A 16,831-nucleotide genomic window follows, 5' to 3' on the forward strand; every position below is an offset into this window, starting at 1 on the left:
ATTATCCTTTATCGTTGCCCGGTTGGCGTTTTTTTATTTGTGTTCGGTAAGCTAAAATGGCTAAAACGCAACAAGCCCACTTTCGCCTTGATGGAAAGTAGGCTTGTTGGCGCAAAGCACTCAGGTGCTCGCGCATTGTCCGCAAATGTCATGTTGGCACGATTGGTGGAAGTCAGAAGTTTCTACTTGGATGGTAGTGTGTCGAATGAGGAAATGCGTTTCAATTTGTTGGATGGCTTGCCGTAAAACAGTTTGACTGTCGGCGGTGTCTTGGATGAGCAGATGGCATGACAGGGAATCAAAGCCAGAAGTGATCGTCCAGATGTGCAAATCATGCACATTGACCACTCCGGGAATGCGCATCAAGATTTCTTCTACTTTTTTGCGATCTATGGTGATGGGAGTGCCTTCCATCAGGATGTGCACCGAGTGGGCGATAACTCCCCAGGCGCCTTTCAATATCAAGACGGCTACCACCGCGCTAATCAGTGGATCGGCTATATACCAGGAAAAGGAGTGCATCAACAAGCCGGCGAGGATGGCTCCGACCGAGCCTAAGGCGTCGCCTAGCACGTGCAGGTAAGCGCTTCGCACGTTGACATTGCCCTCCGTGTCTCCCTTCATTAAGGCCCAAGCGCTCAGCAAGTTAGCGATCAACCCGACGGCGGCGATGGCCATCATGGAACCACTGGCCACGCGCGGAGGCTCCAGCAAGCGGTGAAATGCTTCCCACATAATCACTCCGGCAATGGCGAACAATGATAGGCCATTGAAGAGAGCGGCCAAAATTTCAAAGCGGTAATAGCCGTATGTTTTGCGGGCGGAAGGAGGGCGCACGGCGAACCACATGGCGGCAAGACTGAGGGCGAGTGAGCCGGCGTCGCTCAACATATGCCCTGAATCGGACAAGAGAGCCAAGCTGTTGGTCCACAGTCCGCCAACAAACTCCAACAGCATGATGCCGGCCGTAATGGCCAAGGCAATGGTCAGCCCTTTTCGATTGGCATTGCGGGTGTGGGTATGACTGTGATCGTGCCCGTGGGCATGGTGATGGTGGTGATGATGGTGCATCGGCCATCTCTCCTTTATAAATGTTCAACATGGCTAATTGTTTGCCGCAACAGGTTAACCACATGCTCATCGTCACAACTGTAGTAAATGATGCGCCCTTCGCGCCGCGTTTTGACCAAGCGCAAGGAACGCAAGAAGCTGAGTTGATGGGAGATGGCTGAGTGGGAAAGACCTAACACTTCGGCGATGTGGCTGACGGAGCACTCTTCTTCGGACAGTAGGTGCAAGATCCGGATGCGAGTGGGATCTGCAAGAGCTTTAAAGATCATGACAGCATCTTCCACGGATCGTGCTGCCAGCGTCTTATGCTCCTCTTTTTGCATGATGCACACTCCTTCATCTCCAATATTTTAATATATGAGCATATGTTCATATATGATTGTAAAGGTCAACGGAAACAAGTTCAAGTGAAAAAACGGTTGCCATTGAAAACCCCCATGATCGACAAGGATCATGGGGGTGAGATCATTGGTTGTCAAATTGGGCGGCGTTGAAGAGCTGTTTTTCTGTTCCGGTGTAAATCACTGCCGATTTGGCAGGGATGGTCTCGCCCTGATAAGTGTAGACATGGGTGGAAAAATTGGCGATGACCCGCATGTCCTTGCCAAAGCGAGTCTCCTGCACGAGACGGTCCGGGCTCAATGTCTTAAAAGAGGTTAACTCACGTTGTACGGCTTCTCGGTGAAAGGGAGACCACACTTTGATGAAGGCGCTGATCCGTTCTTTGTCTTTCTGCCAAGAACGTTCATCCACATGATAAAGGGGCGGGACATTGTAGAGTAGTTCCTTTAACATGCGGTCAGAGATTTCTCCTTTAATCTTCAGGCTTCCCCATTCCCAATGGTGCGTGGTGATCACGGAGTCGTTGTACACCAACTTATACAGCTGAATGGAGTAGACGGGATCAAGGTAGATGTGTTGATAACGTTTCTTGATGGGTACGGGTTTGCCGAACCGATCCGGGGTTCCGCCTTGCTGAGACCAATATGCGCCGATATAATACGGGCTTTGTTTATGTTGGCGCATATCTTTGTCACTCCAGGCGATCACGGGTGTTTCGATTCCATGCGCGAAGGCGATGACCCGGCTGGCGAAGTCGTTTCCACCTTCCGAACCAACCACCATGTGATAGCGTGTGGCGATGACATTCATCCGCTTCAATCTCGCCTGTAGATCTTGCGCTTGCGTGGTGAGATGTTCGGGAGTGTAATCATCATATATCTCACCAGTGGCATCACAATCCACAAACCAAGAATTAAAGGCGATGCCGTTTTTGAGAATGTCACGGACACGTTGGTTTACGGCGGGCAGGGAGAGGGTGGGGTTCAACTTGCGGCCCCGGCCCAGGAACCCTTTCACTTTTTGTCCGTTTATATCTGTGATGGTAGCTCGTTCATACAGAGTGGGGTCTTTGAAACTGGCTGTGTTCCAATCCATGTTTTGCTCTTTATGAATCGAGTGGTAAGAATCGTAAGGGCCGATTAGATAACCTGTTTTATTGGCGGTGTTCACGGCAACCGGATTCATGAGCCCGTCAGCCCAGTTGGGCAGTCCGATCCATGCCCGGTTCAGCCCTGAGCGAGACATGTCACGCATGAGATCAGATATGCTTTCCCCCCATGTCTGGACATCAGTCACACTTTCTCCCAACGCGCTTTTTAGCAAGTGCTTGTTTAACGTATACAGCTCTTGCTCGCTTAACTTGTCGATCCCTTTGGCCAAAAGGGCACGGGCCTCTTTATCGGGATGTGGGAAGTGGTTGGGTTCGTATAATGTTTTCAGTTTCAAGGCGGTGTTTAACGCTCTTATGATGACTTGCTTTTGGTAACGATCCCAAGCTCCGGGGGTATGGCTTTTTATAACTTGGGCCAGTTCTTGCCCGCTGTCAGAAGCGTTGGCATTCAACACTTCCACAATCCGGCCGAAGGTGGGGCCTTTCAAGAGCGAATCGAGTTTCTGCCAGCGCAAATCGGAGTCGGTCAGTATCCCATCATTCCACAGATAGATGTGGGGAGCGCCAAATAGCTTGGCTACGTTGCTGTTTTCTTTTGCTTTTTGGGCAAGGCTTTTAAACTGGCCCAGTTCCTGAATATGCCGGCGATAGATTTTGGCGATTTGCGTTGGGTCTTGATCTGTCAGATATAAGCGGAAACCATACGTCTTTTTCTTGTTGATGATTGGAAATTCATGTGAAAAATGAAGTTCCAGGTTCGGGTTGTTTTGGAACGTCACTTGATCGTTGAAAATGTCATCAGCGATAAACACAACAGCATGTCGGTTTAGATTGGCCGCCAAAAATCGCATGGAGAAATCCTCTCTGAAATGTAAGGTTTCGCCGCCGAGATACGCCTGCCAATGGGGGTCTCGGCTGGGAATTTGTTTCCCTTCCCACAGAGGGAGGGTGTAACTTTTCCCTCTCAACACGGGCCATTCAAATTTTGACGCGCCAGTTGATTGAATGCGTACATCCAGATAAGTTTTTTGTTTGGTCAGATTTACACGGATTTTTTGATCTGGGTATTCCCAAGATGCCTGCGTTTGGTTCTGTTCAAACCGGGTGACGCGCATCGGGGTAAGTGGCTTGGACACTCTTTCTTTTACGCCGTTCCGGGTGAGTGTGATGTCAAAGGTTTCAGGCTGAACCTGAAATGTAAAATCGTAATCATGCACCTCTATTTTTGGATTGATCGTGTCAACGGTCTGGCATCCGCTGAGCAGGGCTGTAACCAGTGCACCGCTCAGACATGCAGAAATCAACTTTTTCATTTCAGCACCTCCTGCCAGACCACTTTAAGCGGTGAATGTTACATCAGTTTGACATTCGCCGGATTAATTATGGTCCGTGTGAGGCACCAGGGTCATGCCGATTGAAAACGTGATCCAACCATCGTGTTGCTTGACGTTGTAGCTATAGCCATGGCGTTCCAAAATCGTTTTTACGACGGCTAGCCCTAGACCGGTTCCGGAACGGCCTTTGTCCCTTGCTTCGTCTAAGACGAAAAACGGTTTCCAAATATGGTTCAAGTGTTTTGGTTCCTTCGCCAGCCCATTGGCAATATGCAGGAAAAGGTGTTGTTCTCCGGCAGACCAGTGAATTTCAATCTGCCCGTTTTCCGTGTATTTTGTTGCGTTGCGTAGCAAGTTGTGAAAAACGATTTTCAATTTTTCCGGGTCGGCCCGAATGTGCCATTGGTCTGGCTGAGGCGGTTCAGTATAATGACAGGTGATTTTCTCCGTTTTGAAGATGACCCGATGCTGAGCCAGGCAGGATTCCCACAACGCTACCGGATGACAGAGGGTTAAGTGAAGGGGGTCTTGTTCCAATTTCGCATAGCTTAATAATTGATCGATTAAGCTGGACATCCGTTCAGCCTGGGAAACGATCGTGTCGAGATAGGTGCCGTCATCCAAATCATCTTTGATGCCCATGGAGTAGGCTTGAATCAAAGCCAAGGGGGTCTTCAATTCATGTGTCACATCCGCTGTCAGGCGCTTTAAGTCTTGGTTTTTCTGGGTCAGCTCCTGATGTGCCTGTTGCAGCTTTTGGCTCATCTGATTGATGGAGTGGGCCAGCTCTTCAATTTCATCGTTGGTTTGGATGGCCACTTGTTGGAATTTCAGGTCCGCGATCTCCTGTGCTGCCTGTTTAAGCTGATCCAATGGCTTGGTGATGCGCCGAGAGAAGGCCCACACCCAAATCAACGTGACGACAAGCGCCAAGGTGAACAATAATCCGTTGAACTGATTTACCATCTGAATGATTTCGTTCATGTGGGCCAAGGAAATGCCGATCAAGATGATGTTATTTCCTTTTGTTATATATCGCACATAAAAGCTGGATTTTTGCTTCTTTTGGTCATAAATTTTGTTGACGGAGTGTCTTGAATCAAGTTGACTGATCACTTCAGTTGTGATCCAAAACCGATTGAGGGAAACGCCCTGCCGTGAAAGCAAGCGGGACGCATATTCATTTAATGCATCAAGTGACTGTGACCGGGGAACGGCGACGATTGCCACGTCACTGTGTTGGTTGAGCGATTCGATTTTGCGTGGCAGATTTTCTGTGGACGTATCAGCCAGTTCTTGCGAGATTTGCAATAATCGTTGTTTGGTCTGATGCAGGTAATAGGGACGAAGGAAGAAATGGGAGACAAGCAACAAGCACACCAGCAAACTTAAAATGACCGCTGACACGCTGATGGCGATCTTTGCACCCAGCTTATTCATTGGTCGTTTCCCAACTATATCCCAAGCCGCGATGCGTTTTGATCCAGCCTGCTCCGATCTTTTCGCGGACACGGCGGATGTGCGTGTCTACGGTTCGTTCTTCTCCGATGTAATCAAGTCCCCACACCGTGTCCAGCAGTTGCTTGCGCCCGAAAATTTGTCCCGGATGAGTAGCCAAGCATTTTATCAGTTCAAATTCGGTTTTGGTCGCCATCACGTCAACCCCGTCACAGTAAATTTTATTTGCCCCCAAATCGATCATGAGCGCTCCATAGCATAATCGCTGATCGGCGCCGAGTAGCCGTTTGGCCCTGGCCAACAAGATGCGCGGATCAAAGGGTTTGCGAAGGTAATCATCTGCCCCCGCTTCCAAAGCCAACAGTTCATCTTCCACTTCACTCTTGGCAGTTAACAGCAACACTTTGGTTTCCCTGATTTTTTTCATTTCCTGGCACACATGAATCCCAGAGCCGTTGGGCATCATCCAATCTAAAATGGCCAGGTCGATCGGCTTGCTATAAAACAGGTGCATGGCGGTCTCACCGTCTCCCGCTGTCATCACCTCATATCCTTCTTTTTCAAAATAAGCTTTTAAAATCAATTGCATCGGCTTTTCGTCATCAGCTATCAACACTCGCATGGTTTCATTCCTTTGCTGAGAAATATTTCATACATAGACCTGTTTGGCAAAATAGGGTACGTATCGTAGTCTACCGCAAACGAACGCCTTGATCGGTGAATTTTCTTTTGACATCCAGAAAGTCATGTTGGATAAAATAAAATATATTTTCTGAAAAATGTTATAATAGAGAAACCGTTTCGGTTGTGATCTACCGACTTCTCATCATGGACCAGACAAGGAGGAAGCGGGATGGAGTCGATCATCAACCAATTTAAAGACATTCCCACCACTTGCATCTCCGATGCGATGAAAGGGATGAACAGCCTTGATCCTGCCATCAAACCGTTGCAAGAAGAGTATAAGATCGCTGGCCGGGCGTATACGGTCAATCTGCCGGCGAACGACAACTTGGCCGTTCTGAAGGCGATCAAAGAGGCAAAGCCTGGGGATATTGTGGTCATTGATGCCAAAGGCTACATGAATAATGCCATAGCTGGTGATTTTGTGGTGGGCATGGCCCAAACGATGGGGTTGGGCGGGCTGGTTGTGGATGGTGTCATTCGCGATTCGGTCGACATCAAGGCGTTAAGATTTCCCGTCTTTTGTCGGGGGACGACTGTGGCCGCCAGCAGCAAAGCGGGAGCAGGACAAACGGGTGTGCCTATTTCCTGTGGAGGGGCTCCGGTCCATCCGGGGGACATGATCGTTGGTGATGCGGATGGGGTGATCGTGATTCCGCGCGCATCGGAACAGGAGGTATTGCAAAAGGCGTTGAACAAATTGGCAAAAGATGAAGAACGTGCCCGTTCTGTATTGGGAAATCCCGATGCGGTCATCCGCTACATCGACCGCATGCTGGATGCAAAATGAATCGAAAAGAACATCCAATCCCCTGGTGGTTGGGTGTTCTTTTCGGTTCATTGATAAGAAGAATTTTAGAAGAAGCACGGTTTTTTCGCTGTGAGAATAGGGGGAAAAAGTTTCTCTGTCATCGAATTTCATTTTACTGTTCACAAATAATGAAAAAATCATCGGCGATATTTTTTATTGGAACATTAAAATTGAAATAGGGGCTGCGGGGTGATATTTGTAATGATTGAAACGAAATCATACCCATCGCGCGCAGACAGATATTTACAAAAACACTTGCATCCGCTGGTTATTTTCCTCCTATTTGGAACGGCGCTCATCCGCGTTGCCGCTTTTATGAGTTTGCCGTTTTTAGCCTTTTACTTGACGTCGACATTCCATTTTAACTCCTTTCAAACAGGGGTTGTCATCGGTATGTCCGGCCTTGGAGGGGCAGTCGGGGGGATCATCGGCGGAGGATTATCCGATCTGTTCGGGCGTAGGCGTATATTAAACCTGACTATGATCGGGTGGACAAGCATTTTTTTCATGTATTTGTTTGCGTCGGAGTATGTGCATTTTATTGTGTTAAGTTTTTTGCATGGATTGTTTCGGTCATTTTTTGACCCGATTTCACAAGCATGTATGTCAGATTTGACGTCAGAAGAAAAGCGGTTGCAAGTATTTAGTTACCGTTATGTGGCTCTGAATGTGGGGATGGTGACGGGTCCCATGCTAGGGGCGTATTTGTTTCACTGGCTCGGCATTCAGACCTTTGCCGTCGCAGGAGCCATTTTTGCCTTGTATAGCGTGATGCTTCGGTCTCGGCTTTCCCGTTACCGCCATCGGCTAAACAAGCCTCCGGCCAAACGGAGGGCGCATTTGGTCAACTGCCTCAGGGTTATCACCCGAGATCGGGCATTGGGTTATTATATCTTGGGAGGCATGCTGTTTTTTATGGTGTACGCCCAGATGGAATCCAATTTGCCCATCTATTTGTCCAATGAAATTCCGGACGGCAGCAAGATTTATCCCATTTTGCTCGTGATTAACGCGGGTCTGGTGATTTTAATGCAACGCCTGATCTCCAAATGGTCAGAAAAGAAACATCCGCTAAGCAGCATCGTGTTGGGTTCTTGTTTGTATACACTGGGCTTTTATTGTTTTTCAGTAAATGAAAATCCAATCATGTTTATAGCGGGCATGTCATTTCTCACCTTTGGCGAGATGTTTATCTTTCCCGTCACCAACCAATTGACGGATCAATTGGCAGATGAGAGATACCGCGGCGCTTATTATGGGGCAGCCAATTTTGCACAGCTTGGTTTGTGCGTGGGCCCGATTCTTGGTGGGTGGCTCTTGAAGCAGTTTGATGGCTTGACTATGTGGAACATTACCGCGGTTATTTCCATCCTGATCTTGTGGTTTTACGCCATGGGCTATCGGAAATATACTTCCAGGCGGCAGGTGGCGGTGGTGGACATTGTCTACCGGGTGTTGTTGGATCTCAAGCTCGTGTTTGTTGTCAAAGTGTTTCTCAAATTAATTCCATTTGCCGTTTTCTCTGGGATCATCTGGCATCTAATACATAAATCCCCCTAATCGATGAGCACTCCCCGTGTTGGCTTTTGCCGCACGGGGTTTTTTCTGTCTGGAGTGAAGATATTTTCTTGACAAAAAGGTTAACCGACATTAATATTTAGGTTTGTGTTATATTTATGTCATATAATTAATTGTGCGGTTTAATATTTGGGGTGATGATCAAAAAATATGGACACCTACATCAACCGATTGTTCCGAGCCATCTTGCTGGCGATGGAGCAAATGAAGCCTGGGTTGAAAAAGAGCTTGGAAGAGGAAGGTGTGACTTCGACCCAATTTTACATTTTGCTCTATCTGCTGAAGAATGGGGGAAGCAAAGTGTCCGACCTGGCCAAGTGGATGGAGGTGAAACCCAGTGCGGTGACGACGATTATCGACCGACTGGTACACCATGGGTTTGTCTCGCGTGAGCATGATGAGGCGGATCGCAGAATTGTTCGTATCCGTTTGACTGAGGGTGGCAAGGAACGATTGGAAGGGATCAAGAGCAAGCGGTTAAACATTCTTAAAGAGCAGTTGACGCATCTGTCTGAGGCCGAGATTCGGATGCTTACGGACTTGTGTGAAAAAATCGCAGGCATTACGCCTGAATAGAAAGGAGTTCGCAAGAGGAAGAACAAAACAAGATGTTTTTCCTCATCCGCGAACGATTAAAAACCATTGTTTGTCAAATTTATATATTTGAAATGAGGTACTCATATGGCAGAAATTTCTCAGCAAGCCACGATTGAGTCGCCGCAATCGAAAGAGGCCAACCGCGGTTGGTTGATTGCAGGACTGATTATCGCCATGCTGTTCGCAGCATTGGAAGGCACGATTGTGGGGACGGCGATGCCGCGGATCGTAGGAGATTTGGGCGGTTTGAGCTTGATGACTTGGCTGACCACCGCTTATATGTTGACATCGACCACGATTGTGCCCATCGCCGGTAAATTAGCGGATTTGATGGGGAGAAAGGCGATTTATATCACCGGTTTGGTGATATTTATGATCGGCTCCGCTATGTGCGGACTGGCGCAGGATATGACACAACTGATCATTTTCCGTGCGTTCCAAGGCCTTGGTGGCGGGATTATGATGCCTATGGCCATGATTATCATCGGGGATCTGTTTGTCGGTAAAGAACGCGCCAAATGGCAAGGTGTTTTTGGCGCATTGTACGGGATTTCTTCCGTGATCGGGCCGCAAGTGGGCGGTTGGATTGTGGATTATTGGGATTGGCACTGGGTGTTTTATATTAATTTGCCTGTCGGCATTGTAGCGACCATCTTGATCGCCAAGGGTTTGAAATCGCATAAGGCAACCGGCCCAGTCAAGATTGATGTGGGCGGTATTTTCACCATGGTGATCGGGGTAGTCAGCTTGTTGTTGGCCCTGACTTTGGGGGGAGTCGATTATGATTGGGATTCCTGGCAGATCTTAGGGATGTTTGCTTTGGCGTTTGTCTCCCTTAGCGCTTTTGTAGTAATTGAATCAAAAGTGGAAGAGCCAATCTTGCCAATGCACTTGTTTAAAAACAAGCTGTTCACTTTGCTCAACGGAATCGGCTTTTTCATGAGTGTGGGCATGTTTGGGGCCATCATGTTTGTGCCGTTATTCATGCAAGGTGTAGTGGGTGTGAGTGCGACCAAATCAGGGACGATCATGACACCCATGATGATTACGATGATCGTGTCCAGCATTATTGGCGGCCGCATTGTTTATAAAATCGGCGTCAAGGCGCAGATTGTCACGGGCATGATTATCATCGCCATTGGCTTTGGTTTCATGACGACCATGACCGAAACCACTACCCAGCTGGTGGCCACTTTGTATATGATGGTGATGGGCTTGGGGATGGGTCTGGTCATGCCAACCATTACCCTGGCGTTACAAGAGAGTTTTCCCAAAAACCAGTTGGGGGTAGTTACCTCTTCCAGCCAGTTTTTCCGTCAGATTGGCGGCACTTTTGGCATGACGGTGTTGGGGGCGATTATGAACCATCACTCTACTAAAACGCTGAGTGACCAGTTATTGCCCCATTTGGAGAAGTTGCCGGCGGGGGCGAGCCAGTTGACGGCTCACTTCAAAAAGATGGTGGAGACGGACCCGCAAGGGTTGTACTCTGGCTTGTTAAACCCTGATATGTTTCGGCAAATGCCGGCGCAGGTGGCAGACATGATTGTCCCCATTCTGAAGGACGCACTTGTCTCTTCCCTCCATCAAGTGTTTTTGTATGGATTGATCTTTGTTGTGGTAGGAGCTATGTTCACGCTGTTTTTAAAACGAATTCGTTTAAGTGAAAAACGGGAAGACAAACAAGCTGCTTAAGCCGAACAATAGTTGAAAAAAACTCCAGGCACGCGACAGTGCCTGGAGTTTTTTGTTTTATTCTTTTTCTGTTAATTTCGCAGTCGATTCTGCCGATTTGCCTGGAGTCTTGTTGGTTTGGATCAACCCTTGAATAATTTGATTCAAGTCGATGCCGGAAACGCTTTTCAGCATTTCTGGGGTTTGTGCCATCAAATTGGTGACATAATTGCTTACTTTGGAGGCGCCTTGACCGTTTTCACCAGAAGCGTCAACCACGGTCAACTTATCGATGTTGCTCAGCGGTTGAGCGACTTGTTTTGCCAGCTCAGGCAGCATTTTGGCGATGAGATCAAGTACGGCGGCTTGCCCGTAACTTTCAAACGCTTCCGCCAGCTTTTGTTTGGCTTCTGCTTCTGCCAACCCTTTGGCGCGGATGACTTCTGCTTGGGCAATCCCTTCCAATTTCTCTACTTCCGCTTGTGCCAACCCTTTGGCTTTGACTGCTTCCGCTTCGGCATTCCCTTTGGCCTTAATGGTAGAAGCTTCTGCTAGGGCGCGGGCTTCCTGTTCAAAGCGGAGAGCTTTGGCTTCTTGCTCTTTGGCGTAGCGGTCAGCGTCCGCTTTTTTGCGCACTTCGGCATCGTATTGTTTTTCACGGCGTGTAATTTCTTTCTCTTCCAATTCGATCATTTTTTGCTTTTTGACCAGTTCGATTTCCATCTGTTCGCGAACCACTTGCTGTTTAAAACGGTTTTCTTGCAAATTATAGGCTTGGTCTGCTTCCGCCCGTTTCATATCCTGTTCGATTTTAAATTCGGAGATGCGCAGTTCTTTGTTCTTTTGCGCTTCAGCGATGTTGGTTTCAGAAATGAGAGAAGCTTTGGTTCCTTCTTCACGCGCTTTGGCGGTTTGGATTTCCGTGTCGCGGATGGCGTTGGCTTCAGCGATATCGGCGTCGCGGCGAACCATGGCGATGCGGGGACGGCCGAGCGCTTCGAGGTAGCCGTTTTTGTCGCGCACGTCTTTGATGGTGAACGACACGATCTGTAAGCCCATTTTCTTCAGGTCACGTGCGGCGACGGTTTGCACTTCTTGGGCAAATTTCTCCCGGTTTTTGTACACTTCCTCTACGGTCATCGTACCGAGAATGGCACGCAGGTGCCCTTCCAGCACTTCACGGGCTTCGTCGTTTAACACATCATCACTTTTGCCCATGAACTGCTCGGCTGCTGTCGCCACATCTTCTAAAGCCCCGCCGATCTTGATGATGGCGACGCCGTCCACCATGATCGGCACGCCTTGTTCGGTGTAGACTTCAGGGGTGGAAACCGTCAACTTATGGGACAGCAGGCTCAATTTTTCGGCTCGTTGGAAGATGGGAACGATAAAAGCGCCACCGCCACGAATAATTTTGATTTTCTTGTTATCGCCATCGGTCAACACATTTTTGCTTCCCAACATACTTCCGGTGACAATCATGGCTTCATCTGCGCCTACGGTTTTGTAACGGGCCCAAAAGGCTATTCCTAGAAAAACCAATGCAACGAAAACAACCGAAATAATTTCAAAAATTTCCAAAAGAATCGATCTCCTTTCCATTTTGATCGCTAGCGTGGAGTTACATATAATACTTGGTCTTTCACGTCGATGACGACTACGGTGGAACCCATCGGAATTTCTGTTTGCTCGTAGCTTGCGGCAATTTGATTGGTTTGGCCAGAGGCGGTAAGAATCATGACTTCTCCAAAACCATGGCTGGGAATGGTGACGGTCACTTCTCCTTTTTTACCCCGTAAATCGGTCAAGCGAAACCCAGTTGAATTTTCCGCCAATTTACTTGGCCGCACAATCCCGATGTATAACAGAATGGAGGAAATCACGGCTAAGATGAGCGCCCCGGCTAGACTGGCAATGCTGGAGAGCGAAGTGAATTGGCTTAGAATTAACCCAGCTCCGCCGAATACGGTGATCGCCCCAATCAGGGTGACCGGATGAATGGCTGGGATGCCGATGTCGACATCCATAAGGCCGTCTCCAATCAAAAGCATGATAATGGCGAACAGGAATCCGCCGGCTAGACACCCCCAAAAAATAATGTGCAGATCCATGCGGCGCCTCCTTTGTAGCTTCTCTTTTTATTATACGAAAAGGAGAAATAACGAGGCTTGTCAATTTTAGAAATATTATTTTATAGAAAATAATCTTGGTAAAAGGTCTGGACAGCTACTTTGTAGTGAGTGTGATTTCCCAACTCTCGCTTGACACGCGATCGATATTGTTAAAATAATGAATAAATGGAAAAGTCAAGGGGAGTGGGAAGTTTGCATATCAAATGGGGTTGTCTCATTTTGGCTTGCTTAGCCGTGACTGGTTGTGCCGGCAATGTACCCGTTAGCGATGACAAGCCGTCTGTCACTGTCAACCTGTTGAATTCGCAAGGAGTCAAGATCGGCACCGCGGTGTTAACAGAAGAGAAGGTCGGAGAAGGGGTGAAAATCCAGCTCAAGGCGTGCCAGCTTTCTCCAGGGCCACATGGCTTCCACATTCATGAAACGGGTCAATGCACACAGCCCGATTTCAAATCGGCGGGCGGACATTTTAATCCTCATCACAAAGCGCATGGAAAGTTAAACACCAACGGCGCCCATGCCGGCGATTTGGATAATATCGTCGCTGATGCAAAGGGTAATGTGCACAGCGAGCAAGTGGCCAAGGGAGTCACTTTGGCCAAAGGCCAACTGCATTCGTTATTTAAAAGCGGGGGGACGTCCTTGGTGATCCATGAAGGACCAGATGATTTGAAAACCGACCCTGCGGGAAATTCGGGAAAACGCGTTGCCTGTGGCGCTATCCAGCCATGATTGGGTTTTGCTCATCTCCGGTTCGTTTTGGGCACAATAGAGGGAAGCTGAGCAGCGCTCTTTCTTGACGCAGGAAATTTATTTATATAAAGTAACTAACATAAAGTAATTTTAACTTATCGTACGTTCGGAGGGGTTTTCATGCTTCCCACCTTATTTTTGGCACATGGATCGCCGATGTTGGCAATCGAACAGACAGATTACACGCAGTTTCTTGAGCAGCTCGGCCAGACGTTTAAACTGAAAGCGATTGTCATTTTTTCAGCGCATTGGGAAAGTGAAGTGCAAAGCATTTCTTACACTGACGGCGTGTATGAAACGATTTGCGATTTTTATGGCTTTCCAGAAGAGCTATATGCCATTCGCTACCCGGCCAAAGGATCGGTACAGTTAGCTGAGCGGTTGACTGAGATGTTTGCTGATGGTGGGATCGAGGTTCGTAAAGATCGCTCACGGGGATTGGATCATGGTTCATGGACGCTGTTGCATCGCATGTACCCGCAAGCCGATATACCGGTGATCCAGCTCTCTGTCAATCCTTTTTTGCCTCCTGAGACACAGTTCAATATAGGGGCATGTTTGCGCGGAATCGGAGACCAAGGGATCTTGGTGATCGGAAGCGGTGTGACCGTGCATAATTTACGGGCGCTCAAATGGGAACAGACCTCCCCTGAGCCTTGGGCCGTCGCCTTTGACGATTGGCTGGTGGAAAAGGTGCAAGCCAAGGATTGGGACGACTTGTTCCGATACGCAGAGTTGGCCCCTTATGCCGGCATGGCCGTCCCCAGACCAGAACACTTTGTCCCGTTTTTCATCGCTATGGGTAGTGCAAGTCCGCAGGCGGAAGCGAAAGTGCTACACCGTGGTTATGACTTGGGAACATTGAGCTATTTGTGTCTGCAATTCTAGGGAGCAATTACCTGATTACCAAGGAAGAGACTGGGACTGTCTGGCAATGCAAGTGGGCGCGTTCATCAGGTATGAAGTAAATGGTAAACTTTTTATCAACTATACCTTAAATTAAAAGTCCTTTTTTCGAGAAGTTTCGGAAAAAGGACTTTTTTGTATGTATAGATGATCGTGATAGAATTCAGTCCATCGAACGGAAAGATTCTGGTTTGTATATTATTTGGATAGGTATTATTATCATTTATATCTGACATGCATCTTGGGGGAGGTTAACAACATGACAACAATTGGAAAACTGTTGGATGCACGTGCTGCATTATCACCAAGATTAGAAGCCTTGGTGAGTCACGGTGAACGAATAACGTTCCAGGAATATAAAGAAAAGGTTAATCAATTGGCTAACTATCTATTGGATTTGCACGTGGAACCTGGTGACCGTGTTGCATTTATTTGCAAGAATACATACGCTTTTCCCATCATATATTTGGCTGCAGTCAAGATTGGTGCCATTGCCGTGCCGATCAACACACGGTTGAAACCAGCAGAGGTTCGATATATCGTCGAGGACTGCCAAGCGAAAATTCTGTTTTACGATGAAGAGTTCAGGGAGGCACTGACCTCGCTTCCCCCCTGTGTCGAAAAAGTGATCCGCGCAGCGGTGGGAGAAGAGATGGACGAGCATTTCAAGAGCATCTTTGAAATCGCCTCCACTAAAGAGCCGGCCGCGACGGTCACTGAATGGGATACGGCCATGATCATTTATACATCTGGTACCACTGGTCAACCCAAAGGCGTGATGTGTACCCATGCCAATGTGTACGCGGCGGGAATAGCCAATGTCAACACGCTCGATTTGCGTTTTGCTGACCGCTTTTTGTTTGTGACGCCACTGTTTCACATCAGTGGGATGATGTTTATCGTCAACGCTTTGATTCGCGGTATCACGTTGGTAATGGCGCCCAACTTCACCCCTTCCCAATTGTGGGAGCTGATTGATGAAGAGAAGATCAACAACATGATGTCGGTGCCGGCGATGTTGCCGTTTATGTTGGAAATGTTGAAAACGATCGACAAGGACTTGTTCAGCCTGCGGGGAATTGTCTGCGGCGGGTCCCGGGTTCCCGAACGACTCATCAGGGAGTTTGACGATCTGGGCTTCTCTATCATCCAAGTGTACGGCGCGACGGAATACACAGGAGCGATTACGTACTTCTTGCCGGAGATGGACTTGAATCGATGCCATTCGGCCGGCAAGGGGGTGTATCTGACCCAAATCAAAATCCTTGATCCGCTGACAGGCCAAGAATGCCCAACGGGGGAGGTCGGGGAGATTGTGGTGCGCAGCGACTCGGTGTTTGCGGGCTATTGGAACAATCAAGAGGAAACGGATAAAGTGCTGAAAAACGGCTGGTATTATACCAAAGATGTGGGGAAATTGGATGAAGACGGCTACCTGTATGTGATCGACCGCCTGCGGGACATGGTGATCTGCGGAGGAGAGAAAGTGTTCCCCGCCCAAGTGGAAGACGTGATCCAGCAACTGGACGGCGTTGCGGAAGTGGCTGTAGTAGGGGTCAAAGACGCTGTGTGGGGTGAGCTTCCCCGGGCATATGTGGTTAAAGCCGAGGGTGCCGTGTTGACAGAGGATGACGTTATGGCCTATGCGCGGCGCCATCTGGCCGATTATAAGTTGATCGATGTGGAATTTATCGATGAGTTGCCAAAAAACAGCATGGGCAAAGTGTTGAAGTATGTGTTGCGGGCCCATGCGAACAATGAGAGCCCCTCTAAAGCATAAAGGGATGGTTAGGAAACGCGTCTGCATCAAGCAGGCGCGTTTTTTACGTGTCAAAGTTTGGCGAGCAGCTGGCAGTCACGTTCTCAAAAAAATGGGTATGGATTATACTGAGGTAGTTGCGGGCATGTATGTAGCTGAAAGGATGGTGCATTGATGCAAGCGAAACGGGTAGTCGGAAAAGAGGAATTGGAGGCGGCATTTCGGATTAGGCGAACCGTGTTTGTCGAAGAACAAGGTGTGCCGTTAGAAGATGAATTTGATGAGCATGAGGAACAATCCGAGCACATCCTCGTGCATGCCGAGGGGAAACCGGTCGGAACGGGAAGGGTGCGAATGGTGGAGGGCGTTGCCAAATTGGAACGCATCTGCATTTTACCCGCGTACCGCAAACACGGATTGGGCAAAGTGATCATCCATGCGCTGGAGAAAGTGGCGCGAGAACAGGGCGCCACTTCGGCCAAATTGCATGCGCAAACACATGCGGAAGGATTTTACAAAAAGTTGGGCTATACCACTAAGTCAGCTGTGTTCATGGAAGACGGTATTCCCCATGTGCTGATGGTTAAGACTCTGTCAGAAGCTTAGCTGCGGTGACGATCT

The 16,831-nt window shown here is 48.4% G+C and carries 15 protein-coding genes; 8 read left to right on the forward strand and 7 right to left on the reverse strand.

Annotated elements, in window-relative coordinates:
- Nucleotides 1–120: 120 nt before the first annotated feature.
- The 5 genes from EDC32_RS01460 to EDC32_RS01480 form a co-directional block, all read right to left on the reverse strand.
- Entirely contained in the window at nucleotides 121–1,071 is a 951-nt protein-coding gene (locus EDC32_RS01460) for a cation diffusion facilitator family transporter (RefSeq protein ID WP_132219735.1), read from the reverse strand.
- A 14-nt stretch (nucleotides 1,072–1,085) separates the two neighbouring features.
- A complete protein-coding gene (locus EDC32_RS01465) occupies nucleotides 1,086–1,394 on the reverse strand; it encodes an ArsR/SmtB family transcription factor (RefSeq protein WP_022737210.1) in 309 nt (102 codons plus the stop codon).
- Between the two features lie 142 nt (nucleotides 1,395–1,536).
- The gene (locus tag EDC32_RS01470) at nucleotides 1,537–3,837 is read right to left on the reverse strand and encodes a glycoside hydrolase (RefSeq protein ID WP_132219736.1); all 2,301 of its coding nucleotides are present in this window, start codon (nucleotides 3,835–3,837) and stop codon (nucleotides 1,537–1,539) included.
- A gap of 63 nt (nucleotides 3,838–3,900) precedes the next feature.
- Complete coding sequence (locus tag EDC32_RS01475; RefSeq protein ID WP_132219737.1) at nucleotides 3,901–5,298, reverse strand: sensor histidine kinase; 1,398 nt, start codon at nucleotides 5,296–5,298, stop codon at nucleotides 3,901–3,903.
- Nucleotides 5,291–5,938 carry a response regulator transcription factor gene (locus EDC32_RS01480; RefSeq protein ID WP_054096140.1) on the reverse strand — a complete coding sequence of 216 codons (648 nt, stop codon included), beginning with the start codon at nucleotides 5,936–5,938 and terminating at the stop codon, nucleotides 5,291–5,293. The genes EDC32_RS01475 and EDC32_RS01480 overlap by 8 nt, the downstream gene beginning before the upstream one ends.
- A gap of 231 nt (nucleotides 5,939–6,169) precedes the next feature.
- On the opposite strand from EDC32_RS01480, the gene EDC32_RS01485 reads away from it, so the two are divergent.
- From EDC32_RS01485 to EDC32_RS01500, 4 genes are all read left to right on the forward strand, one after another.
- On the forward strand, nucleotides 6,170–6,790 hold the full coding sequence (locus EDC32_RS01485; protein WP_132219738.1) for an RraA family protein: 621 nt from the start codon (nucleotides 6,170–6,172) through the stop codon (nucleotides 6,788–6,790).
- Nucleotides 6,791–7,012: 222 nt separating this feature from the next.
- Entirely contained in the window at nucleotides 7,013–8,371 is a 1,359-nt protein-coding gene (locus EDC32_RS01490; protein WP_132219739.1) for an MDR family MFS transporter, read from the forward strand.
- A 168-nt stretch (nucleotides 8,372–8,539) separates the two neighbouring features.
- On the forward strand, nucleotides 8,540–8,965 hold the full coding sequence (locus EDC32_RS01495) for a MarR family winged helix-turn-helix transcriptional regulator (RefSeq protein ID WP_022737216.1): 426 nt from the start codon (nucleotides 8,540–8,542) through the stop codon (nucleotides 8,963–8,965).
- 105 nt (nucleotides 8,966–9,070) lie between these two features.
- On the forward strand, nucleotides 9,071–10,681 hold the full coding sequence (locus tag EDC32_RS01500) for an MDR family MFS transporter (protein ID WP_132219740.1): 1,611 nt from the start codon (nucleotides 9,071–9,073) through the stop codon (nucleotides 10,679–10,681).
- Between the two features lie 57 nt (nucleotides 10,682–10,738).
- On the opposite strand, the gene EDC32_RS01505 is transcribed toward EDC32_RS01500, so the two are convergent.
- Nucleotides 10,739–12,262: a flotillin lipid rafts scaffold protein FloT gene (locus tag EDC32_RS01505; RefSeq protein WP_132219741.1), complete on the reverse strand. Its 1,524-nt coding sequence runs from the start codon at nucleotides 12,260–12,262 to the stop codon at nucleotides 10,739–10,741.
- A gap of 8 nt (nucleotides 12,263–12,270) precedes the next feature.
- Nucleotides 12,271–12,771, reverse strand: a complete 501-nt coding sequence (locus tag EDC32_RS01510; RefSeq protein WP_132219742.1) for an NfeD family membrane protein — start codon at nucleotides 12,769–12,771, stop codon at nucleotides 12,271–12,273.
- A gap of 213 nt (nucleotides 12,772–12,984) precedes the next feature.
- On the opposite strand from EDC32_RS01510, the gene EDC32_RS01515 reads away from it, so the two are divergent.
- The 4 genes from EDC32_RS01515 to EDC32_RS01530 all read left to right on the forward strand — a co-directional run bounded on the left by EDC32_RS01515 (nucleotide 12,985) and on the right by EDC32_RS01530 (nucleotide 16,816).
- Nucleotides 12,985–13,524, forward strand: a complete 540-nt coding sequence (locus tag EDC32_RS01515) for a superoxide dismutase family protein (RefSeq protein WP_158283179.1) — start codon at nucleotides 12,985–12,987, stop codon at nucleotides 13,522–13,524.
- Nucleotides 13,525–13,665: 141 nt separating this feature from the next.
- Nucleotides 13,666–14,433 carry a dioxygenase family protein gene (locus EDC32_RS01520; RefSeq protein ID WP_132219744.1) on the forward strand — a complete coding sequence of 256 codons (768 nt, stop codon included), beginning with the start codon at nucleotides 13,666–13,668 and terminating at the stop codon, nucleotides 14,431–14,433.
- A gap of 277 nt (nucleotides 14,434–14,710) precedes the next feature.
- Nucleotides 14,711–16,231, forward strand: coding sequence for a class I adenylate-forming enzyme family protein (locus tag EDC32_RS01525; protein WP_132219745.1), 1,521 nt, complete (start codon nucleotides 14,711–14,713; stop codon nucleotides 16,229–16,231).
- A gap of 153 nt (nucleotides 16,232–16,384) precedes the next feature.
- The gene (locus tag EDC32_RS01530) at nucleotides 16,385–16,816 is read left to right on the forward strand and encodes a GNAT family N-acetyltransferase (RefSeq protein WP_132219746.1); all 432 of its coding nucleotides are present in this window, start codon (nucleotides 16,385–16,387) and stop codon (nucleotides 16,814–16,816) included.
- The last annotated feature ends 15 nt before the right edge of the window (nucleotides 16,817–16,831 follow it).

Source organism: Laceyella sacchari, from assembly GCF_004343255.1.
Lineage (GTDB): Bacteria > Bacillota > Bacilli > Thermoactinomycetales > Thermoactinomycetaceae > Laceyella > Laceyella sacchari.

What these genes read in the sequence shown, in the direction of transcription:
- EDC32_RS01460 (WP_132219735.1), bottom strand. Translation starts at nt 1,071, where the DNA reads ATGCACCATCATCACCACCATCACCATGCCCACGGGCACGATCACAGT.
- EDC32_RS01465 (WP_022737210.1), bottom strand. Translation starts at nt 1,394, where the DNA reads ATGCAAAAAGAGGAGCATAAGACGCTGGCAGCACGATCCGTGGAAGAT.
- EDC32_RS01470 (WP_132219736.1), bottom strand. Translation starts at nt 3,837, where the DNA reads ATGAAAAAGTTGATTTCTGCATGTCTGAGCGGTGCACTGGTTACAGCC.
- EDC32_RS01475 (WP_132219737.1), bottom strand. Translation starts at nt 5,298, where the DNA reads ATGAATAAGCTGGGTGCAAAGATCGCCATCAGCGTGTCAGCGGTCATT.
- EDC32_RS01480 (WP_054096140.1), bottom strand. Translation starts at nt 5,938, where the DNA reads ATGCGAGTGTTGATAGCTGATGACGAAAAGCCGATGCAATTGATTTTA.
- EDC32_RS01485 (WP_132219738.1), top strand. Translation starts at nt 6,170, where the DNA reads ATGGAGTCGATCATCAACCAATTTAAAGACATTCCCACCACTTGCATC.
- EDC32_RS01490 (WP_132219739.1), top strand. Translation starts at nt 7,013, where the DNA reads ATGATTGAAACGAAATCATACCCATCGCGCGCAGACAGATATTTACAA.
- EDC32_RS01495 (WP_022737216.1), top strand. Translation starts at nt 8,540, where the DNA reads ATGGACACCTACATCAACCGATTGTTCCGAGCCATCTTGCTGGCGATG.
- EDC32_RS01500 (WP_132219740.1), top strand. Translation starts at nt 9,071, where the DNA reads ATGGCAGAAATTTCTCAGCAAGCCACGATTGAGTCGCCGCAATCGAAA.
- EDC32_RS01505 (WP_132219741.1), bottom strand. Translation starts at nt 12,262, where the DNA reads ATGGAAAGGAGATCGATTCTTTTGGAAATTTTTGAAATTATTTCGGTT.
- EDC32_RS01510 (WP_132219742.1), bottom strand. Translation starts at nt 12,771, where the DNA reads ATGGATCTGCACATTATTTTTTGGGGGTGTCTAGCCGGCGGATTCCTG.
- EDC32_RS01520 (WP_132219744.1), top strand. Translation starts at nt 13,666, where the DNA reads ATGCTTCCCACCTTATTTTTGGCACATGGATCGCCGATGTTGGCAATC.
- EDC32_RS01525 (WP_132219745.1), top strand. Translation starts at nt 14,711, where the DNA reads ATGACAACAATTGGAAAACTGTTGGATGCACGTGCTGCATTATCACCA.
- EDC32_RS01530 (WP_132219746.1), top strand. Translation starts at nt 16,385, where the DNA reads ATGCAAGCGAAACGGGTAGTCGGAAAAGAGGAATTGGAGGCGGCATTT.